Origin of the sequence: Sphingomonas pokkalii, assembly GCF_003096275.1 — a bacterium.
Classification (GTDB): Bacteria; Pseudomonadota; Alphaproteobacteria; order Sphingomonadales; family Sphingomonadaceae; genus Sphingomonas; species Sphingomonas pokkalii.
Map to the genome: position 1 here is coordinate 363,917 of NZ_QENQ01000001.1, position 17,817 is coordinate 381,733.

At 68.0% G+C, this 17,817-nt stretch carries 22 protein-coding genes; 15 read left to right on the forward strand and 7 right to left on the reverse strand.

Translation table 11 applies throughout. The annotated features are described in order from the left end of the window. Window positions 1-103: 103 nt before the first annotated feature. A complete protein-coding gene (gene rpmG / locus DD559_RS01745) occupies window positions 104-271 on the forward strand; it encodes a 50S ribosomal protein L33 (RefSeq protein ID WP_116467673.1) in 168 nt (55 codons plus the stop codon). 78 nt (window positions 272-349) lie between these two features. On the opposite strand, the gene DD559_RS01750 is transcribed toward rpmG, so the two are convergent. Next, window positions 350-736: a response regulator gene (locus DD559_RS01750; protein WP_116470645.1), complete on the reverse strand. Its 387-nt coding sequence runs from the start codon at window positions 734-736 to the stop codon at window positions 350-352. A 46-nt stretch (window positions 737-782) separates the two neighbouring features. Here DD559_RS01750 and DD559_RS01755 point away from each other — a divergent pair, with 46 nt between their 5' ends. From DD559_RS01755 to DD559_RS01765, 3 genes are read left to right on the forward strand one after another with little or no spacing between them, the layout of a single operon-like run. Further along, entirely contained in the window at window positions 783-1,037 is a 255-nt protein-coding gene (locus DD559_RS01755) for a DUF3572 domain-containing protein (RefSeq protein WP_438270353.1), read from the forward strand. Then, a complete protein-coding gene (locus DD559_RS01760; RefSeq protein WP_116467675.1) occupies window positions 1,034-1,645 on the forward strand; it encodes an HAD family hydrolase in 612 nt (203 codons plus the stop codon). Before DD559_RS01755 ends, DD559_RS01760 begins: the two co-directional genes overlap by 4 nt. Before the next feature lie 31 nt (window positions 1,646-1,676). After that, window positions 1,677-2,141 carry a RidA family protein gene (locus tag DD559_RS01765; protein ID WP_116470646.1) on the forward strand — a complete coding sequence of 155 codons (465 nt, stop codon included), beginning with the start codon at window positions 1,677-1,679 and terminating at the stop codon, window positions 2,139-2,141. Between the two features lie 25 nt (window positions 2,142-2,166). On the opposite strand, the gene DD559_RS01770 is transcribed toward DD559_RS01765, so the two are convergent. Next, window positions 2,167-2,568 (reverse strand): DUF1489 family protein, encoded by a 402-nt coding sequence (locus DD559_RS01770; protein WP_116470647.1) that lies wholly within the window; start codon window positions 2,566-2,568, stop codon window positions 2,167-2,169. Between the two features lie 37 nt (window positions 2,569-2,605). Then, window positions 2,606-4,009, reverse strand: a complete 1,404-nt coding sequence (mgtE, locus tag DD559_RS01775; protein WP_116467676.1) for a magnesium transporter — start codon at window positions 4,007-4,009, stop codon at window positions 2,606-2,608. Between the two features lie 116 nt (window positions 4,010-4,125). Here mgtE and DD559_RS01780 point away from each other — a divergent pair, with 116 nt between their 5' ends. After that, on the forward strand, window positions 4,126-4,581 hold the full coding sequence (locus DD559_RS01780) for a peptidylprolyl isomerase (RefSeq protein WP_116467677.1): 456 nt from the start codon (window positions 4,126-4,128) through the stop codon (window positions 4,579-4,581). Window positions 4,582-4,609: 28 nt separating this feature from the next. Here the strand turns inward: DD559_RS01780 and DD559_RS01785 are convergent, their stop codons facing one another. Then, a complete protein-coding gene (locus DD559_RS01785) occupies window positions 4,610-5,518 on the reverse strand; it encodes a LysR substrate-binding domain-containing protein (RefSeq protein WP_116467678.1) in 909 nt (302 codons plus the stop codon). Window positions 5,519-5,810: 292 nt separating this feature from the next. Between DD559_RS01785 and DD559_RS01790 the strand changes: the two genes are divergently transcribed. Continuing rightward, the gene (locus DD559_RS01790; RefSeq protein WP_116467679.1) at window positions 5,811-8,096 is read left to right on the forward strand and encodes a CDC48 family AAA ATPase; all 2,286 of its coding nucleotides are present in this window, start codon (window positions 5,811-5,813) and stop codon (window positions 8,094-8,096) included. A 47-nt stretch (window positions 8,097-8,143) separates the two neighbouring features. Here DD559_RS01790 and DD559_RS01795 read toward each other — a convergent pair whose 3' ends face one another. Then, window positions 8,144-9,427, reverse strand: coding sequence for an MFS transporter (locus DD559_RS01795; protein WP_116467680.1), 1,284 nt, complete (start codon window positions 9,425-9,427; stop codon window positions 8,144-8,146). After that, a complete protein-coding gene (locus DD559_RS01800) occupies window positions 9,424-9,747 on the reverse strand; it encodes an antibiotic biosynthesis monooxygenase family protein (RefSeq protein ID WP_116467681.1) in 324 nt (107 codons plus the stop codon). Before DD559_RS01800 ends, DD559_RS01795 begins: the two co-directional genes overlap by 4 nt. A gap of 63 nt (window positions 9,748-9,810) precedes the next feature. Between DD559_RS01800 and DD559_RS01805 the strand changes: the two genes are divergently transcribed. Continuing rightward, on the forward strand, window positions 9,811-10,572 hold the full coding sequence (locus DD559_RS01805; RefSeq protein ID WP_116470648.1) for a sulfite exporter TauE/SafE family protein: 762 nt from the start codon (window positions 9,811-9,813) through the stop codon (window positions 10,570-10,572). Between the two features lie 34 nt (window positions 10,573-10,606). On the opposite strand, the gene DD559_RS01810 is transcribed toward DD559_RS01805, so the two are convergent. Further along, window positions 10,607-11,542, reverse strand: coding sequence for a ribose-phosphate pyrophosphokinase (locus tag DD559_RS01810; RefSeq protein WP_116467682.1), 936 nt, complete (start codon window positions 11,540-11,542; stop codon window positions 10,607-10,609). 115 nt (window positions 11,543-11,657) lie between these two features. On the opposite strand from DD559_RS01810, the gene gltX reads away from it, so the two are divergent. The 8 genes from gltX to DD559_RS01850 all read left to right on the forward strand — a co-directional run bounded on the left by gltX (window position 11,658) and on the right by DD559_RS01850 (window position 17,817). Next, window positions 11,658-12,989, forward strand: coding sequence for a glutamate--tRNA ligase (gene gltX, locus DD559_RS01815; protein ID WP_116467683.1), 1,332 nt, complete (start codon window positions 11,658-11,660; stop codon window positions 12,987-12,989). Between the two features lie 90 nt (window positions 12,990-13,079). Then, the gene (locus DD559_RS01820; RefSeq protein WP_116470649.1) at window positions 13,080-13,748 is read left to right on the forward strand and encodes an energy transducer TonB; all 669 of its coding nucleotides are present in this window, start codon (window positions 13,080-13,082) and stop codon (window positions 13,746-13,748) included. A gap of 64 nt (window positions 13,749-13,812) precedes the next feature. Then, window positions 13,813-14,160: a hypothetical protein gene (locus DD559_RS01825; RefSeq protein ID WP_116470650.1), complete on the forward strand. Its 348-nt coding sequence runs from the start codon at window positions 13,813-13,815 to the stop codon at window positions 14,158-14,160. A 14-nt stretch (window positions 14,161-14,174) separates the two neighbouring features. Beyond that, complete coding sequence (ribD, locus tag DD559_RS01830; RefSeq protein ID WP_116467684.1) at window positions 14,175-15,122, forward strand: bifunctional diaminohydroxyphosphoribosylaminopyrimidine deaminase/5-amino-6-(5-phosphoribosylamino)uracil reductase RibD; 948 nt, start codon at window positions 14,175-14,177, stop codon at window positions 15,120-15,122. Next, window positions 15,122-15,730, forward strand: a complete 609-nt coding sequence (locus DD559_RS01835) for a riboflavin synthase (protein WP_116467685.1) — start codon at window positions 15,122-15,124, stop codon at window positions 15,728-15,730. The genes ribD and DD559_RS01835 overlap by 1 nt, the downstream gene beginning before the upstream one ends. Next, window positions 15,717-16,853 carry a 3,4-dihydroxy-2-butanone-4-phosphate synthase gene (gene ribB, locus DD559_RS01840; RefSeq protein ID WP_116467686.1) on the forward strand — a complete coding sequence of 379 codons (1,137 nt, stop codon included), beginning with the start codon at window positions 15,717-15,719 and terminating at the stop codon, window positions 16,851-16,853. Before DD559_RS01835 ends, ribB begins: the two co-directional genes overlap by 14 nt. Continuing rightward, the gene (ribH, locus tag DD559_RS01845) at window positions 16,853-17,272 is read left to right on the forward strand and encodes a 6,7-dimethyl-8-ribityllumazine synthase (protein ID WP_116467687.1); all 420 of its coding nucleotides are present in this window, start codon (window positions 16,853-16,855) and stop codon (window positions 17,270-17,272) included. Before ribB ends, ribH begins: the two co-directional genes overlap by 1 nt. Continuing rightward, window positions 17,272-17,817 carry a GNAT family N-acetyltransferase gene (locus DD559_RS01850; protein ID WP_116467688.1) on the forward strand — a complete coding sequence of 182 codons (546 nt, stop codon included), beginning with the start codon at window positions 17,272-17,274 and terminating at the stop codon, window positions 17,815-17,817. The genes ribH and DD559_RS01850 overlap by 1 nt, the downstream gene beginning before the upstream one ends.

The window sequence follows — 17,817 nt, forward strand, 5'->3', positions numbered from 1 at the left end:
TGCTTGACTTTTCCACACGATTCGCGCATCCGCTCGCCCCTGTCAGCGGTGTGCCCATGGCGCGCCGCTCTTTTCTTTTCGCACGAATCAAGGGTTCCGGGTCATGGCAAAGCCGACCACCGTAAAGATCAAGCTCGTCAGCACGGCGGATACGGGCTTCTTCTATGTCACCAAGAAGAATCCGCGCACCCAGACCGAGAAGCTGAGCTTCCGCAAATATGATCCGGTCGCGCGCAAGCACGTGGATTTCAAGGAAGCGAAGATCAAGTAACGCGGTCGCCGGGCGGGCAGCCCGGTTGCGCTACGAAGGTTTCGGCGCCGGATCCCCGCGATTCGGCGCTTTCCTCATTCATACGGCTTCGTTCGAAGCCGATGCGAGCAGGCGTTCCACCTGCTCGACGAATCGTGCGAGCGAAATGGGCTTGGCGACATAGGATCGGGCGCCTGCAGTGCGAATCCGCTCCTCATCCTCGTGGCTCGCATAGGCGGTAACCGCCATGATCGGGATCCGACTCAGTGCGGCATCCCGCTGCATCCGCTCGATCAGTTCGAAGCCCGTGACATGCGGCATCTGGATATCCATGATCACCAGATCGGGTTCGAAACGAAGCGCCGTGGCCACGGCCTCGCGCCCGTCGCGAACCGGCTCGGCAAGATAGCCGTGCGCACGCAACAAATCGCAGAACAGCTTCAGGTTTAGTTCGTTGTCCTCGACAACGAGTACTCTTTTTGGCACGCGCAACCCCGATTGTTTTGGAGCTAGTTAAGCGATGGCGAACCCGGTGACAAATGCTGAGGCCGTCGCGTTGCAGGCGCTCGCCTGGACGCTCGGCGATCCGGCCCGGGCGGCGCGATTGCTGGACCTGACCGGCCTCGACCCCGCGGCGCTGCGCGCCCGCGCGGCGGAGCCGGCCCTGCTTGCCGCCACGCTGCGCTTTCTGGAAAGCCACGAACCCGATCTCGTCGCCTGCGCCGCCGCCCTGGAAACCCCTCCCCAGGCGCTGGTCCTCGCCCGCGAGCAGCTGGAACGGGCATGAAGCCGCTGCTGATCACCGATTGCGACGAAGTACTGCTCCATATGGTGCGCCATTTCGGCGAATGGCTGGGGGAAACCCATGCCATCGACTTCGCGCTCGACGGCGGCGACTTCAGCGATTCGATGCGCCGCCGCAGCGACGGCAGCCGGCTGGCCGCGGACGAGATGTGGGCGTTGCTCGACGGCTTCTTCCCGGCCGAGATGGAACGCCAGACGCTGGTGCCGGATGCGCGTGAGGTACTGGGTCGCCTGTCGCAGGTGGCCGATATCGTCGTGCTCACCAATCTCGGCGAACATTGCCGAGACCACCGGATCACCCAGCTTGCCCAGCACGGCATCGTCCACCGCGTCGAATGCAACCAGGGCGGCAAGGGGCGGCCTGTCGCCCGGCTAGTGGAGGAACATGGCGCAGCGGTGGCGGTGTTCGTCGACGATCTGGCGACGCACCATGAATCGGTGGCGCGCCATGCGCCCCAGGTATTCCGCCTGCACATGATCGCAGAACCCAGCCTGGCCGCCGTCGTTCCGCCGGCACCGCACGCCCATGCCCGCATCGACGACTGGCGCGGCGCCGAATCCTGGATCCTGGAGCGCTTCGCCCAGGCTTGACGCTGCGCCGTGCGAATGGTTGGAGATGGGCATGACCACCGCCATCGATCGCAAGCTCGCCGAGCTCGGCCTCGCCCTTCCCGAGGCCGCCGCTCCCGTCGCCGCCTATGTGCCTGCCGTTGCGGCCGGCGGGCTGCTCCACATCTCGGGCCAGCTCCCCTTCAAGGACGGCGCGCTGATGACCGGCCGTCTCGGCGAGGATCGTGATATCGCCTATGGCGCAGAAGCCGCGCAGCGTTGCGGCCTGATGCTCGTCGCGCAGATGAAGAAGGTGCTGGGGGGGGATCTTAGCCGGGTTAAGAAGATCGTGAAGCTGGGTGTGTTCATCAACTCCGCCGCCGATTTCACCGATCAGCCCAAGGTCGCCAACGGCGCGTCGGAACTGATGCAGGCGCTGTTCGGCGAGGCCGGTCGCCATGCCCGCAGCGCCGTGGGCGTACCCGCGCTGCCGCTCGGCGCCGCGGTGGAAATCGACGCGATCGTCGAACTCGCCTGACCGCCGGAGCGCGCCGGGCAGCCGATCAGATCAGGCCCAGCCCGGCAAGCTCCCCCAGCAGCGCCGGCGGCATCGCGTCCAGCCCGGCATCCGCTTCGCCGAGATCGGCAGGAGCATCCGCCGCTTCGAGATAGCGCCAGCCCTGATGCGCGCGCTTCGGCCGCGCCTGGACCAGGATCAACCGGGGTTCGAGCAGGATCGCGGTCCTGCCGCCTTCCGCCGCGCCAAAGCCCAGGATCGGCGACCGGCCGACCAGCTGGTGCTTGAGGATCCAGAACAGCGATCCGCCGGCAATCTCGTCATGCCGCTTCGGCAGGTAGCGCGTGGTCAGCGCGACGCCGCCGGCGGCGGCCCGCGCCTCCAGCCGGGACCGCAGGAAATCGACGCTGTCGCAGGCAAAGGCGACCTTGGTGAGATGCAACGGCACGCGGCGCGATTTGGGCGCGCCGGCGGCCGCGATCAAGTCAGCTGCCCAGCCCGACCAGCGTCGCCAGGCCGAGGAACGAGAAAAATCCCATCACGTCCGTCATCATCGTGACGAACACCGCCGACGCCACGGCGGGATCGACGCGGAGCCGATCGAGCGTCACCGGAATCAGCACGCCGGCAAGCCCCGCGATCAGATTGTTGATCACCATCGCCATGGCGATCACGATCGCCAGCCACGGAATGCCATAGACCAGCATCGTGCCGGTGCCGATCGCCAGCCCCAGCGTGGCGCCATTGGCCATCGCGATCCGCAATTCGCGCCAGATCATCCGCAGCGTGTTCGATTCGGTGAGCTGGTTGGTCGCGATCGCGCGCACCACCACCGCCAGCGTCTGGGTGCCGGCATTGCCGCCCATGCCGGAGACGATCGGCATCAGCACCGCGAGCAGCGCGAATTTCGCGATCTCCCCCTGGAACAGCCCGACCACCGACGCCGCGAGCATTGCCGTGCCCAGATTGACGAACAGCCAGGTCAGCCGGGTCCGCACCGTCAGCAGCACCGGTTCGTTGATGTCGCCCTCGCCGGCGCCGGACAGGCGGAGGATGTCCTCACCGGCTTCCTGCGAGATGATGTGGACCACGTCGTCCACCGTGATCATGCCGACCAGCCGCCCGTTCGGATCGACCACGGCGGCGGAGATCAGCGCATATTTCTGGAAGCGCAGCGCCACTTCCTCCTGGTCCATGTCGACCGGGATCAGCGTCTGCTCGCGCTTCATCACGTCGCTGATGGTGATCCCGCGCGGGGTACGCAGGATCCAGGAGAGCGCGCAGGTGCCGATCGGCTTGTGCGAGGGATCGACGACGAAGATTTCCCAGAAATCGGTGGTCAGCGCGTCATTGCCGCGCAGATAATCGAGCACATGGCCGACGGTCCAATGCTCCGGCACCGCGATCAGCTCGCGCTGCATCAGGCGGCCGGCGGACTCCTCGGGATAGGACAGCGCCTCTTCGATCGCGGCGCGATCGTCCGGATCCAGCGCGCGGAGCACCTCGCGCTGATCCTCGACGTCCATGTCCTCGATGATCGCGACGGCGTCGTCGGTATCGAGTTCGGCGGCGATGTCCGCCACCTGGTGCGGCTCGAGCGCGTCGACCAGCGCCTCGCGCACCCAATCGTTCATCTCGGCGAGCACGTCGCCGTCGATCAGGTCGGGGATCGCGGTGACGAGATCGGCGCGCTGATCGGCCGGCGTCAATTCCACAAGATCGGCGATATCGGCGGGGTGAAGCGGGGCGACCAGCGTCCGCGCCGCTTCATGGTCGCCCGCATCCACCGCTTCCAGCACCGCTGCGACGAATTCGGGGCGGAGCAGGTCGTCCTCGTCCAGCTGGCTCTCGGCCGCTGCCGGTTCGTCGTGCAGTTCGGTCTCGCTCATCGTCCGACCTCCCACGCTGCGGCCACTCCAGGGGGCGCTGCCATCCCGGGCGCGGATTTGCAAGTCGGCGACGCACCGCTTAGTGCAGCGGACCAGCTTTGCAGGAGAGTTGCCCCATGGCCGAACCCACCACGCTCGTTCTTACGCTCGATACCGGCGATGTCCGCATCCGCCTTCGCCCCGATCTCGCGCCGAACCATGTCGCGCGCATCGCCGGCCTGGCCGATGAAGGCTTTTACGACGGTGTGATCTTCCACCGTGTCATCGACGGCTTCATGGCCCAGGGCGGCGATCCCACCGGCACCGGCATGAGCGGTTCGGACAAGCCCGATCTGGCGCAGGAGTTCAGCAAGGAGCGCCATGCCCGCGGCGTCTGCTCGATGGCGCGCACGATGAACCCGAACAGCGCCAATTCGCAGTTCTTCATCTGCCTGGCCGATGCCAGCTTCCTCGACGGCCAGTACACCGTCTGGGGCGAAGTGATCGACGGCATGGAGCATGTCGATGCGCTGCCCAAGGGCGAACCGCCCGCGAATCCGGGCAAGATCCTGAAGGCGCGCACCGAAGCCTGATCCCGGATCGATGCTGCGACGACGGGCCTCAGCCGGAGGGCCCGTCGTTCAGCTTGTCGGCGTCCATCGCCGCGATCAGCCAATCGTGGAACAGCCGCACCGGCCGTTGCGCCAGCGCACGCGGGCGGCACACGAACCAATAGCTGTAATGGCTCTCGACCGTCAGGTCGAACAGCTGCACCAGCCGCTCGTCGCGTGCCGACTGGTAATGCGATTCGAGCATGAAGGCGACGCCCAGCCCCTGCGCCGCCGCCTCCAGCATCAGATTGCCCGAATCGAACAGGTCGATCGCCGCCGGCTCCAGATCGGGATAGCCCGCCGCCATCCGCCATGCGGTGAAGGTTTCCGGCATTTCGCGATGGACCAGTGCGGTCAGGCGGGAAAGATCGGTGGGATCGCGCACCGGATTCGGCCCTTCCAGCAGCGCGCGGGCGCCGATCACATGGACCCGGTTGCGATCCAGCCGCCGCGAATAATAGCCCGGATCGATATCGCGCGCGATGACGATCGCGGCGTCCAGCCCGTCGCCCAGCCGCGCCATGCCGTGGCTGGCGGTATCGACGTCGAGATGCAGTTCGGGATGCAGCCGTTTCAATTCGGGCAGGCGCGGCAGGAGCTGTTGCGTCGCATAGAGCGGCAGCACGCCCAGCCGGAGCCGCAGCAATTCGGTACCGCTCGTCATCGTTTCGATCGCGTCGGCCATCGTATCGAGCGCAGGCGCGATCAGCCCCAGCAGCCGATCGCCTTCATCGTTGAGGCGCAGCGACTGGTGGCGCCGCTCGAACAGCGGCTTGCCGAGGAAACGCTCCAGCGCCTGCACCCGCCGGCTGAGCGCGGGCGACGACAGCGCCAGTTCCTCGGCAGCGGCCTTGATCGAGCCCAGGCGCGCAACCTGGACAAAGGCCTCGATGGCGGTGAGCGGCGGCAGGCGGCGCATCGATCCGTCCCTCTACATGGTGCAACGCAACAATAGCGGAGGGCAGGGAACAAACCTTTGCAACCGCCTCCCTCGCTGGTGGTGAATATCGCTCCGGACAATCGCGATTGCAACCCATGCATCTACACGGTGTAATTTTCGCACTTGCACAAAAGCGTGCCGCACCGCACATAGGGGGTGCCTTTCAGGCATCCTCTCCTAAAACTTTCCAAGGCCGCCCTTTTTGAGGCGGCCCTTTTTTTTGCCTCCGCCGTTCTTAGCTTTCGGGCCTACCGCCACGAAGGAACCCAGAATGGCCGATGACGAATCCCGCACCCGCCGCCTGCAGGTCGCCAATGCGCGCCCCGAGGACAGCGGCCGCGGACTCGCCCACATCCCCCGCAGCCTGATGGCCGCGCTCGGCATCACCGAGGGCGACGTGATCGAAATCGTCGGCAAGCGCAGCACGCCTGCGCGTGCCGTCCTCCCCTATTCCGAAGACGAAGGACTGGAACTGCTCCGCATCGACGGGCTCCAGCGCGCCAATGCCGGCGTCGGCTCCGGCGATTTCGTCGAAGTGCGCCGCGCCGATTCGAAGCCGGCGACTCGCGTCGTGTTCGGCCCGGCCCAGGCGAATCTGCGCCTGCGCGGCACCGGCGAGGCGCTGAAGCGCACCTTCTTCACGCGCCCGCTCACGTCCGGCGACACCATCGCCACCGTCGGCCACCAGCGCGCCGACGTGCCGGCCAATGTGCAGCAGTTCGTCCGTGCCCCCGCCTATGCGCTGCAGGAGATTCGCCTGACGGTGCTCTCCACCCTGCCCCGCGGCGTGGTGCATATCGACGAGCATACCGAAGTCGAACTCCGCACCGAATATGAGGAGGCGAAGGAAAGCCGCCGCGCCGACGTCACCTATGACGATATCGGCGGCATGGCCGGCACGATCGACCAGCTGCGCGAGATGGTCGAGCTGCCCCTGCGCTATCCCGAACTGTTCCAGCGCCTGGGCGTCGACCCGCCCAAGGGCGTGATCCTGCATGGGCCGCCCGGCACCGGCAAGACGCGACTCGCGCGTGCCGTGGCGAACGAGAGCGATGCCAGCTTCCACCTGATCAACGGGCCGGAGATCATGGGCTCGGCCTATGGCGAATCGGAACAGCGGCTGCGCCAGGTGTTCGAGGAAGCGGCGAAGAATGCGCCCTCGATCGTGTTCATCGACGAGATCGATTCGATCGCGCCGAAGCGCGGCCAGGTGACCGGCGAGGCGGAAAAGCGCCTCGTCGCCCAGCTGCTGACGCTGATGGACGGGCTGGAGGCGCGCGCCAATATCGTCGTCATCGCCGCGACCAATCGCCCCGAGGCGATCGACGAGGCGCTGCGCCGTCCGGGCCGGTTCGATCGCGAGATCGTCGTCGGCGTGCCGGACGATCGCGGCCGCCGCGAGATCCTGGGCATCCATACCCGCGGCATGCCGCTGGCCGACGATGTCGACCTGCCCGAACTCGCCCGCACCACCTATGGCTTTGTCGGTGCCGACCTTGCCGCGCTGACCCGCGAGGCAGCGATCGAATCGGTGCGCCGGATCATGCCGCGCCTCAACCTGGAGGAAGGCACGATTCCGCCCGAGGTGCTCGACACCCTCTCGGTCACCCGCGACGATTTCCTGGAGGCGCTCAAGCGCGTCCAGCCCTCGGCGATGCGCGAAGTGATGGTGCAGGCGCCGACCGTCCGCTGGGAGGATGTCGGCGGGCTCGACGATGCGCAGATGCGGCTGAAGGAAGGCGTGGAGTTGCCGCTCAAGGATCCCGATGCGTTCCGCCGCCTCGGCATCCGCCCGGCCAAGGGCTTCCTGCTCTATGGCCCGCCGGGCACCGGCAAGACGCTGCTCGCCAAGGCCGTGGCGCGCGAGGCGGAGGCGAATTTCATCGCCACCAAGTCGAGCGACCTGCTGTCGAAATGGTATGGCGAGAGCGAGCAGCAGATCGCCCGTCTGTTCGCCCGCGCGCGGCAGGTGGCGCCCTGCGTGCTGTTCATCGACGAGCTCGATTCGCTCGTGCCCGCCCGCGGCGGCGCGATGGGCGAGCCGCAGGTGACCGAGCGCGTGGTCAACACCATCCTCGCCGAGATGGACGGGCTGGAGGAGCTTCAGTCGGTCGTCGTGATCGGCGCGACCAACCGGCCCAACATGATCGATCCGGCGCTGCTGCGGCCGGGCCGGTTCGACGAGCTGGTCTATGTCGGCGTGCCGGACCAGGCCGGTCGCGAACGCATCCTGCGTATCCAGACGACCAGGATGCCGCTCGCGGCCGATGTCGACCTGGGCGGAATCGCCGCGCAGACCCAGCGCTACACCGGCGCCGATCTGGAAGACGTGGTCCGCCGCGCCGGCCTGGTGGCACTTCGCCAGTCGCTGGAGACGCGCGAAGTGACGATGGCGCATTTCGAGGAAGCGCTGAAGGACTCGCGCGCCACCGTCACGCCGGAGATGGAAAGCGAGTATGCGGCGATGCAGGGCAAGCTGAAGCAGCGGGCCTCGTCGATCCAGCCGATCGGCTTCATCGCGCCGGGAATGCTGGAAGGGCGCGGGCCCAAGGCCTAACCGGCACGGCCCCTCCCCGCCGATCGATCGGCGGGGAGGGCAAGCCGCTAGCGGCGCGGTCGCGTCGCGTGCCAGGCATAGCCCAGCAACAGCGCCAGCGCGCCGGCCGCCGCCAGATAGGGCAGCGGCCCCCAGACCTCGTACAGCCCCACCCCGATCGACGGGCCGAGCACGAAGGTCGCGCCGTTGACGGAGGTGACACGGCCCGCGACCGATCCCTGCGCCTGCGGCCCCACCGCCAGCGAGGCGCCGGCGGTAAAGCCCGGCCGGGCGAATCCCATGCCGAGCGCGATCGTCGCATAGCCGAGCGCGATGCCATACAGGCTGCCCGCCATCGCCGTGGCCGCGCAGCCGATGGCCCCCAGCCCGGCCCCGGCGAGAATCAGTGCCCGCGGCCGGAGATCGAGCAGCGGAATCAGCCCCCATTGCACCAGCAGCGACGCACCCGCACCGATCATCAGCACCAGGCCGGTCGGCTCCAGCGCCGCCGTGGGCGCCAGCCCCAGCCGATCGATGATCAGGAAGCCGATCGCCTGCCCGGTCATCGCCTGGGCATGGCCGGTGACGAGGCCCGCAATCATCCAGGCGCGCACCCGCGGGTCGAACGTGCGGACATGCTCGACATGGTCGTGAGTCGCCGCCGCCACGCTCGCCCCCGTCGCCTGCCCGCCGATCGTCGGATAGCTGGTCGCCGCACCATGCTCGACCACCCCCGACTCGGCCGGCATCAGCCGCAACAGCACGATCAGCAGCACCAGCCCCACCGCACTCGCGGCAAAGGCCGGGCCGGAAAGGCCGATCAGCGGCCCCCCGGGCCAGAGATGCCCCATGACCAGATAGGGTGCGATCGCCGGCCCGAGGATCGTTCCCAGCCCGAAGGCGGAGGCGAGCAGGGTCAGCGCCCGCGTCCGCTGCTCGGGGCCGGTGCGCGCGGCGACGATCGCCTGCACCGCCGGCGGCGCCGCCGATCCGAACGCGCCATACAGCATCCGCCCGATGACGAAGGCGGCGAAGGTGGCAACCGGGCCCAGGACGCCGTTGATGCCGAGCGCGAGGCACAGCCCGCAAATCCCCAGCGACACGGTGAAGCCGCCGACGCCGAGCAGCACCATCGCCCGCCGCCCGGTACGCTCCGATCGATTCGCCCAGAACGGCGCGGCGAGCATCCACAACAGCGCCGACACGGAGAATACCGCCGCCACCGCGCTGTCCGCGGCATGGAGCGATCGGCCGAGCGCCGGCAACACCGATTGCAGCGCGGTATTGCCGGCGGCGATCACCAGCATCACCGTGAACATCAACGCGAAGTCGCGATCGATCGATCGCGTCATGCCCGATGCCACCGATAGCCGCGTTCGATCCGCGAGACGATCACCTCATACCATTCGTACCAGCGCGCGCGCCCCAGCGCCCGGATCGCGGCATGGTCGGGATGATCGCGCCAGGCGGCGGCGCTGGCCTCGTCCGCCCAATAGCTGATGGTGATGCCGACGCCGTCCTCGCCGCGCTGCGATTCGACGCCGCAATAGCCCGGCTGGCGTTCAACCAGCGCCGCCATTGCATCCGCCGCCGCGGCATAGCCTTCGCCATCGGTTGCCGTGCGCTTGGAGATGAACAGCACGGCGATCTGGCCTGTTCGGTCCTCGCCCATCGCATGAGCATAGATGGCGATGGACGCTTTGCAATCGGCGCCGGCCCTGCGACAGCGGCGGCGATGATCACCGACTGGCATTTCTATGCGCTCGCCATTCCCGCCGTGCTGCTGCTCGGCCTGTCCAAGGGCGGATTCGCCGGCATGGGCGCGCTGTCGCTGCCGATGCTGGCGCTGGCGATCGATCCGGTGCCCGCCGCCGCGATCACGCTGCCGATCCTGATTCTCCAGGATGTGGTGAGCGTGTGGGCCTTCCGCCGCACCGTCGACTGGCGCCTGCTCGGCTGGATGCTGCCCGGATCGATGGCCGGAATCGCGCTCGGCTATATGTTCGCCGCCAGCGTACAGCCGGTGCTGGTGCTCGCGGCGGTGGGCGGCATCTCGATCCTGTTCGGCGCCTATCGGCTCTGGGTCAAGGGGCGGACGGCACCGGCGATCGCCGGGCGCTGGCCCGAATGGGTCGGCAGCCTGTTCGGCGTCGCCTCCGGCTTCACCAGCCAGATCGCCCATGCCGGGCAGCCGCCCTTCCAGCTCTGGGTGCTGCCGCGGGGCCTGCCACGCGACCGGCTGGTGGGCACGACCGCGTTGTTCTTCGCCGCGACCAACTGGATCAAGGTGCCGGCCTATTGGGCGCTCGGCCAGTTCACGCCCGCCAATCTGCTGACCTCGGCGGTACTGTTCCCGCTGGCACTGGTATCGACGCTCGCCGGCGTCTGGCTGGTGCGGCGGATATCGCCGGAGCGATTCTACACCGCGATTTACGTGCTGATGATCGCGGTGGGGGCGCTGCTGGTCTGGGAAGCGCTGGCGAAGGCAGCTTCGTAAGCCCCTCCCCTGAAGGGAGGGGCCGAGAAGGGACTCAATCGAACAGGCTGGAAACCGAGCTTTCGTCGGCGATGCGGCGGATGGCTTCGGCGATCAGCGGCGCGATCGTCAGGTGACGGACCTTGTCGCTTTCCTCGATCACCTTGTGGTTGCCGATCGAATCGGTGATCACCAGTTCGCGCAGTTCCGAAGCCGCCACGCGCGCCATCGCCGCGCCGGAGAGCACGCCGTGCGTACAATAGGCAACCACGTCCTCCGCGCCCGCCGCCTTCAGCGCGGCCGCGGCGTTGCACAGCGTCCCTGCGGAATCGACGATATCGTCGATCAGGATGCAGAACCGGCCCTTCACGTCGCCGATGATGTTCATCACCTCGGATTCGCCCGGCCGCTCGCGGCGCTTGTCGACGATGGCGAGGGGGGCGTTGTCCAGCCGCTTGGCGAGCTGGCGCGCACGCACCACGCCGCCGACGTCGGGCGAGACGACCATCCACTGCTTGTCGATGAAGCGCGTCTGGATATCGGCCGACATCACCGGCGCGGCGAACAGATTGTCCGTCGGGATATCGAAAAAGCCCTGGATCTGCCCGGCGTGCAGGTCGACCGAGAGCACGCGGTTGGCGCCGGCGGTGGTGATCAGGTTGGCGACCAGCTTGGCCGAAATCGGCGTGCGGGGGCCGGGCTTCCGATCCTGGCGGGCATAGCCGAAATAGGGCAGCACCGCGGTGATCCGCTTGGCCGATGCGCGGCGCAGCGCATCGATCATCACCAGCAATTCCATCAGATTGTCGTTCGCCGGGAAGCTGGTCGATTGCAGGACGAACACGTCCTCGCCGCGCACATTCTCCAGAATCTCGACGAAGATTTCCTCATCGGCGAAGCGACGGACGTTCGCCTGCGTCAGGGGTATCTCCAGATAATCTGCGATGGCGCTTGCCAGCGGCAGATTGGAATTGCCCGCCATGAGTTTCATTGGTTGTGGCCTCCCGTGCCCCGTTGCGCGTATCCCGTGGCGCCCCCTTAGTGCGACGTTTCCGTGACGCAAAGAGGGCATTGCCGCTAACCCTGTGCCAGCCTAGGCCTGCGCCATGACCGTGATCACCCGTTTCGCCCCCAGCCCCACCGGCACGCTGCACGTCGGCAACCTGCGGACCGCGCTTCACAATTGGCTGTTCGCGCGCCGCCATGGCGGCCGCTTTCTGCTGCGGATCGACGATACCGATGGCGCCCGCTCCGAAGAGAGATTTGTCGAGGCGATCCGCGCCGACCTCGCCTGGATGGGCCTGACCCCGGATGCCGAGGAACGCCAGTCGGCGCGATTCGATCGCTACGAGGCGCGCCTCGCCCAGCTGGTCGCCGATGGCCGGGTCTATCCCGCCTATGAAACCGCGCAGGAACTCGAACTCAAGCGCAAGGTGCTGCTCGGTCGCGGCCTGCCGCCGGTCTATGATCGCGCCGCGCTGGCGCTGAGCGACGCCGATCGGGCAGCGCTGGAGGCCGAGGGCCTGCGCCCGCACTGGCGATTCAAGCTCGACCACGAGGCCGCGATCGCCTGGGACGATCTGGTGCGCGGGCCGCAGCGGTTCGAAGCGAAGCTGCTCAGCGATCCGGTGGTGCGCCGCGCCGACGGTTCCTGGCTCTATCTGCTGCCGTCGGTGATCGACGATATCGATATGGGCGTGACCCATGTCGTGCGCGGCGAGGACCATGTTTCCAACACCGCCACCCAGATCCAGATGTTCGACGCGCTGTCGGGCGCGGTACCGGCCTTCGCGCATGAAGCCCTGCTCACCGGCGCAGAGGGCAAGCTGTCCAAGCGGCTCGGCTCGCTCGGCATCGATCATTTCCGCGCAGCGGGGATCGAACCGGAGGCGCTGATCGCGCTGCTTGCCCGGCTCGGCACCAGCGATCCGGTCGAGCCCTTCGCCGATCCCGCGCCGCTGGTCGCAGCGTTCGATTTCGCCCGCTTCGGCCGCGCGCCCGCGCGATTCGACGAAGCCGAGCTGGCGCAGCTCAACGCACGGATCGTCCACCAGCTGGGTCATGATCGCGTCGCCGATCGACTGCCGGCCGGCATCGACGCCACCGGCTGGGAAGCGATCCGGCCGAACCTGAACACCGTCGCCGAGGCGGCCGACTGGTGGGCGGTCGTCGAGGGCCCGATCTCCGCGCCGCCGGTGGCGGACGAAGACCGCAGCTTCCTTGGCCAGGCGCGGACCGTGGCGGAAACGCTCGACTGGTCGGCCGATCCGTGGCGGGCGCTTACCGATGCGCTCAAGGCCACCACCGACCGCAAGGGCAAGGCGCTGTTCCTGCCGCTCCGTCGCGCGCTCACGGGCCGCGATCATGGGCCGGACATGGCGGCATTGCTCCCCCTGATCGGCAAGGATCGTGCGCTGGCGCGGCTGGAAGCGGGATGAAGTGCGCCCGCTTTACGTCCATCATGGTATGTTGTACCATTTCCTTCATCCGGCGTTCATCGACCGGAAGTGGAGAAGGAGTGCAACGAAATGCATGCCGACACGCGCTATCATGCCAAGGCGCCACGCTCGCTCAGCCTCGGCGCCGCCCTCGCCCTGAACGGCGCGATCATCGCAGGGCTGATCTTTTCGGCCCCCGATTTCCTGCCCAAGCCCAAGACCACGCCGTTCGAAGGCAGGAACATCCCGCTGCCTGTGCCGCTGCCCACCGAAGCGCCGAAGCCACTGCCCAAGAAGATCGAGCCACGCACCACGTCGCAGCCGACCGCGCGTGATCCGATCGTGCCAACGCACAGCGATGCGACGATCGAAACCAGCAAGACGATTCCCGATGCGCTCCCCACGATCGAGAAGCCGGCCGATCCGGGGCCGACGATACTCCCTGATCTGCCCAAGCCGATGCTGCCGCTGGTCGGCGCCAACCCGGACCCGCGCTACCTCCAGGATTTCCAGCCCGAATATCCGGCCCAGGAAATGCGCGCCCAGCGCGACGGCCTGGTCACGCTGCGGGTGCTGATCGGGGCGGATGGCCGGGTGAAGGCGGTGGAGCCGGTCAGCGCCACCAGCGACGCCTTCTTCGCCGTCACCAAGCGCCAGGCGCTCGGCAAGTGGCGTTTCCGCCCCGCTTCCCGCGGCGGCGTGGCGGAAGAGAGCTGGAAGACGATGACGGTGCGCTTCCGGATCGAAGACGCGCGCTGACCGCGACGCGATCGGGATGCGGGGGCTGGCCCTATCGCCGCCGCATCCCTATCTTCGGCCCGCGATGACGTTCCTCAAATATATATCGCCGCTTCGGGCGCTGCGCGATCTGCGCGGCTATCTGGCGACGCGCAAACGCCACGAGCTCTGGTTCATGATCCTGGCGCTGCTGGTGACCTTCGCCGTCATCGTGGTGTTCGTGAAGGATTCGCACGTGCCAGTGCCGTACCAGAAGAACATCATCTATGTGGACAGCTGGCCGATCACCCGCACCCAGGCGGAGATCCGCGCCAAGCAGAAGGTCGACGAAGCCAAGCGCCAGGCCGAGGAAGCGGCCTTCCTGGAACGCCAGAAGAAGCGCCAGGCCGAGTTCAAGAAATATGACGACTGGCTAGAGAAGCACGGGATTTGAGCGACGCCCGGTGGATGGCTGCCGCGCTGGCGGTCGCCGAACGCGGGCGGGGACGGACGGCGCCCAATCCCAATGTCGGATGCGTGATCGTCCGCCAGGGCCGCGTCGTCGGTCGCGGCTGGACCCAGCCGGGGGGCCGCCCCCATGCCGAGGCGATGGCGCTGGCCCAGGCCGGCGATGCCGCGCGCGGCGCCACCGCCTATGTCACGCTGGAGCCCTGCGCCCATGAATCGCCGCGCGGGCCGGCCTGTGCCGATCTGCTCGTCGGTGCGGGCGTGGCGCGGGTGGTGGCGGCGCTGCGCGATCCCGATCCCCGCACCGACGGCACCGGCCTTGCCCGCCTGCAAGACGCTGGCATTCAAGTAGACTCCGGCATCCTTGCGGCCGAGGCGCGGCGCAGCATGGCCGGTTTCCTCACCCGCCAGGCGCTCGGCCGCCCGCTGGTGACGCTCAAGCTGGCGACCTCGCTCGACGGCTGCATCGCGCTGGCCTCGGGCGAAAGCAAATGGATCACCGGCCCCCAGGCCCGCGCCCACGCCCATCTCGAACGTGCCCGGCATGATGCCATCCTGGTCGGCCGGGGGACCTTCCTCGCCGATTCGCCAAAGCTCGACGTGCGCCTGCCCGGCCTGGAGGATCGCGCGCCGCGGCGAATCCTCCTGTCCGCCACCGGCCCTACCCCGCCCGGCTGGGAGCGCATCGCCGATATGGGCGATGTTCGCGGCCTTCGCGCCGTCGATCACCTGATGGTCGAAGGCGGTGCCAGCGCGGCCAGCGCCTTTCTGCGCGCCGACATGGTCGATCGCCTGCTGCTCTATCGGGCGCCGATCCTGATCGGCGGCGGCAAAGCCGCGATCGAGGCGTTCGGCCTCGCCACATTGTCCGAGGCGCATGATCGCTGGCGCCTCACGGACTCTCGACTGCTTGGCAGCGATCGGTTCGAGGTCTACGAGCGCAACTGATGTTCACCGGAATCGTAAGCGATGTCGGCACGATCGACGCCGTGGAGCGCCAGGGCGACCTGCGCGTGCGCGTGTCGACGGCCTATCCCACCCATGAGATCGATCTCGGCGCCTCGGTCGCCTGTTCGGGCGTGTGCCTGACGGTGGTCGACAAGGGCCCCGGCTGGCTCGACTTCGACGTGTCGGGCGAGACCGTCTCGCGCACCGCCGACGACCAGTGGACCGCCGGCCGCAAGCTCAACCTGGAACGCGCGCTGCGCCTGGGCGACGAGCTGGGCGGGCATATCGTCACCGGCCATGTCGACGGCATCGGGCGGGTGAAGCTGGTCGAGGCGATCGAGGGCTCGCACCATGTCGTCATCGCGGCGGGGCCCGAAATCGCGCCGTATGTGGCGCCCAAGGGCTCGATCACCGTCGACGGCGTGTCGCTGACGGTCAACGCGGTGGACGATACGCCCGAGGGCGTCGAGTTCCATCTCAACATCATTCCCCACACCGCTACGGTCACCACCTTCGCCACGCTGGCGGAGGGGCAAGCGGTCAATCTGGAGATCGACGTGCTGGCGCGTTATCTCCAGCGCATGGAGGCATTGCGTGCCAAAGGCTGAACTCGCCGCGCTCAAGCACGGCTTTCTCTCCTCGCCCGAGGAGCTGATCGACGAGGCCCGCAACGGCCGCATGTTCATCCTGGTCGACGACGAGGATCGCGAGAATGAAGGCGATCTGGTCATCCCCGCCCAGATGGCGACGCCCGACGCGATCAACTTCATGGCCAAATATGGCCGCGGGCTGATCTGCCTGGCGATGACCAAGGCGCGCGTCGACCAGCTCGGGCTCGAGCTGATGAGCCGCGCCAACGGCACGCGGCACGAAACCGCCTTCACCGTCTCGATCGAGGCCAAGGAAGGCGTGACCACCGGCATCTCCGCCGCCGACCGCGCGCGCACCATCTCGGTGGCGATCGACGGTACCAAGGACCGCGCCGACATCGTCACGCCGGGCCATGTCTTCCCGCTGGTCGCGCGCGACGGCGGCGTGCTGGTCCGCGCCGGCCATACCGAAGCGGCGGTGGACGTCGCGCGCCTCGCCGGCCTTAACCCCGCCGGGGTGATCTGCGAGATCATGAAGGACGACGGGACGATGGCGCGGCTCGACGATCTCGTCGGCTTCGCCCAGCTCCACAACCTCAAGATCGGCACGATCCGCGACCTGATCGCCTATCGCCGCCGCCACGACCATCTCGTCGAGCAGCGCGCCGAGGCGCGCTTCACCAGCGACTGGGGCGGCGACTGGCGTGCGCTCACCTTCTGGAACAAGGCGACCGGCAGCGAGCAGATCGCGCTGGTCAAGGGCCGGATCGATCCCGCCAAGCCAACGCTGGTGCGGATGCACGCGCTGTCGCCCTTTGCCGATCTGTTCGGCGAAGGCGGGGCGCGGGGCCGGCTGCTGCGACGCTCGATGGAGATCATCGGCGCCGAGGGCGCCGGCGTCATCGTCGTGATCAACCGGCCGCGGCCGGATGCCTTCACGCTGGCGCTGCAGACCCGCAGCGGCGCGATCCCGCCCAAGCCGATGGACGAGCTGCGCGATTACGGCGTCGGCGCGACCATCCTCACCGAACTCGGCGTGCAGGACATGATCCTGCTCACCAATACCCATCACACGCTGATCGGGCTCGACGGCTATGGCCTGTCGATCGTCGGCGAGCGTCCCATCGATTCGGAGCAGTAATGGCCAGCATCCTCATCGTCGAAGCCCGCTTCTACGAGCATCTCAACGACATGCTGATCGCCGGCGCCAAGGCGGCGATCGAGGCGGCTGGGCACAAGGCCGAGGTGATCACGGTGCCGGGCGCGCTGGAGATCCCCGGTGCCGTCGCGCTGGCGGCGGACAGCGGCCGCTACGATGCGTTCGTCGCGATCGGCGTGGTGATCCGCGGCGAGACCTATCATTTCGAGATCGTCGCCGGCGAAAGCGCGCGCGGGCTGATGGCGCTGTCGATGGACGGGGTCGCGATCGGCAATGGCATCCTGACGGTCGAGAACGAGGCCCAGGCGCTCGTCCGCGCCGACCCGAAGCAGAAGGACAAGGGCGGCGAGGCGGCCAAGGCGGCGCTGGCGATGCTCGCGCTCAAGGGCAAGTTCGGCTGATGCAGGTGCCGGTGCTCGAAACCGAGCGCCTGATCCTGCGCCAGCACGAGGCCGGCGATTTCGAGGCATGGGCGGCGTTCCATGCCGATCCGGAGGTCATGCGGTTCCTGGGCGGCGTCCAGCCGCGGAGCACCGCGTGGCGCGGCCTGTGCGGCATGGCGGGCGCCTGGACGATTCGCGGCTTCTCGATGTTCGCGGTCATCGAGCGGGCGAGCGGCCGCTGGATCGGCCGCATCGGACCGCATGCGCCCGAAGGCTGGCCCGGGCTGGAAGTCGGCTGGGGCCTGACGCGCGAGGCCGCGGGCAAGGGCTATGCCCGCGAAGCCGCGATCGCCGCGATCGACTATGCGGTGGACGTGCTCGGCTGGGACGCGGTGATCCACACCATCGATCCCGAGAATGCGGCCTCGATCCGGCTGGCGCAGGCGCTCGGCGCGGAGAATCGGGGACCCACCCGGCTGCCGGCACCGCTCGAGGAGTTCCGCGTCGATTGCTGGGCGCAGACCGCCGACCAATGGCGTGCCCGCCGCGCGACGCTGGACTGA

What these genes read in the sequence shown, in the direction of transcription:
- ribD (WP_116467684.1), top strand. Translation starts at nt 14,175, where the DNA reads ATGGCTGCCGCGCTGGCGGTCGCCGAACGCGGGCGGGGACGGACGGCG.
- DD559_RS01820 (WP_116470649.1), top strand. Translation starts at nt 13,080, where the DNA reads ATGCATGCCGACACGCGCTATCATGCCAAGGCGCCACGCTCGCTCAGC.
- DD559_RS01785 (WP_116467678.1), bottom strand. Translation starts at nt 5,518, where the DNA reads ATGCGCCGCCTGCCGCCGCTCACCGCCATCGAGGCCTTTGTCCAGGTT.
- DD559_RS01765 (WP_116470646.1), top strand. Translation starts at nt 1,677, where the DNA reads ATGACCACCGCCATCGATCGCAAGCTCGCCGAGCTCGGCCTCGCCCTT.
- DD559_RS01810 (WP_116467682.1), bottom strand. Translation starts at nt 11,542, where the DNA reads ATGAAACTCATGGCGGGCAATTCCAATCTGCCGCTGGCAAGCGCCATC.
- DD559_RS01780 (WP_116467677.1), top strand. Translation starts at nt 4,126, where the DNA reads ATGGCCGAACCCACCACGCTCGTTCTTACGCTCGATACCGGCGATGTC.
- DD559_RS01795 (WP_116467680.1), bottom strand. Translation starts at nt 9,427, where the DNA reads ATGACGCGATCGATCGATCGCGACTTCGCGTTGATGTTCACGGTGATG.
- mgtE (WP_116467676.1), bottom strand. Translation starts at nt 4,009, where the DNA reads ATGAGCGAGACCGAACTGCACGACGAACCGGCAGCGGCCGAGAGCCAG.
- gltX (WP_116467683.1), top strand. Translation starts at nt 11,658, where the DNA reads ATGACCGTGATCACCCGTTTCGCCCCCAGCCCCACCGGCACGCTGCAC.
- ribH (WP_116467687.1), top strand. Translation starts at nt 16,853, where the DNA reads ATGGCCAGCATCCTCATCGTCGAAGCCCGCTTCTACGAGCATCTCAAC.
- DD559_RS01760 (WP_116467675.1), top strand. Translation starts at nt 1,034, where the DNA reads ATGAAGCCGCTGCTGATCACCGATTGCGACGAAGTACTGCTCCATATG.
- DD559_RS01850 (WP_116467688.1), top strand. Translation starts at nt 17,272, where the DNA reads ATGCAGGTGCCGGTGCTCGAAACCGAGCGCCTGATCCTGCGCCAGCAC.
- DD559_RS01825 (WP_116470650.1), top strand. Translation starts at nt 13,813, where the DNA reads ATGACGTTCCTCAAATATATATCGCCGCTTCGGGCGCTGCGCGATCTG.
- DD559_RS01790 (WP_116467679.1), top strand. Translation starts at nt 5,811, where the DNA reads ATGGCCGATGACGAATCCCGCACCCGCCGCCTGCAGGTCGCCAATGCG.
- DD559_RS01800 (WP_116467681.1), bottom strand. Translation starts at nt 9,747, where the DNA reads ATGGGCGAGGACCGAACAGGCCAGATCGCCGTGCTGTTCATCTCCAAG.
- DD559_RS01805 (WP_116470648.1), top strand. Translation starts at nt 9,811, where the DNA reads ATGATCACCGACTGGCATTTCTATGCGCTCGCCATTCCCGCCGTGCTG.
- DD559_RS01835 (WP_116467685.1), top strand. Translation starts at nt 15,122, where the DNA reads ATGTTCACCGGAATCGTAAGCGATGTCGGCACGATCGACGCCGTGGAG.
- rpmG (WP_116467673.1), top strand. Translation starts at nt 104, where the DNA reads ATGGCAAAGCCGACCACCGTAAAGATCAAGCTCGTCAGCACGGCGGAT.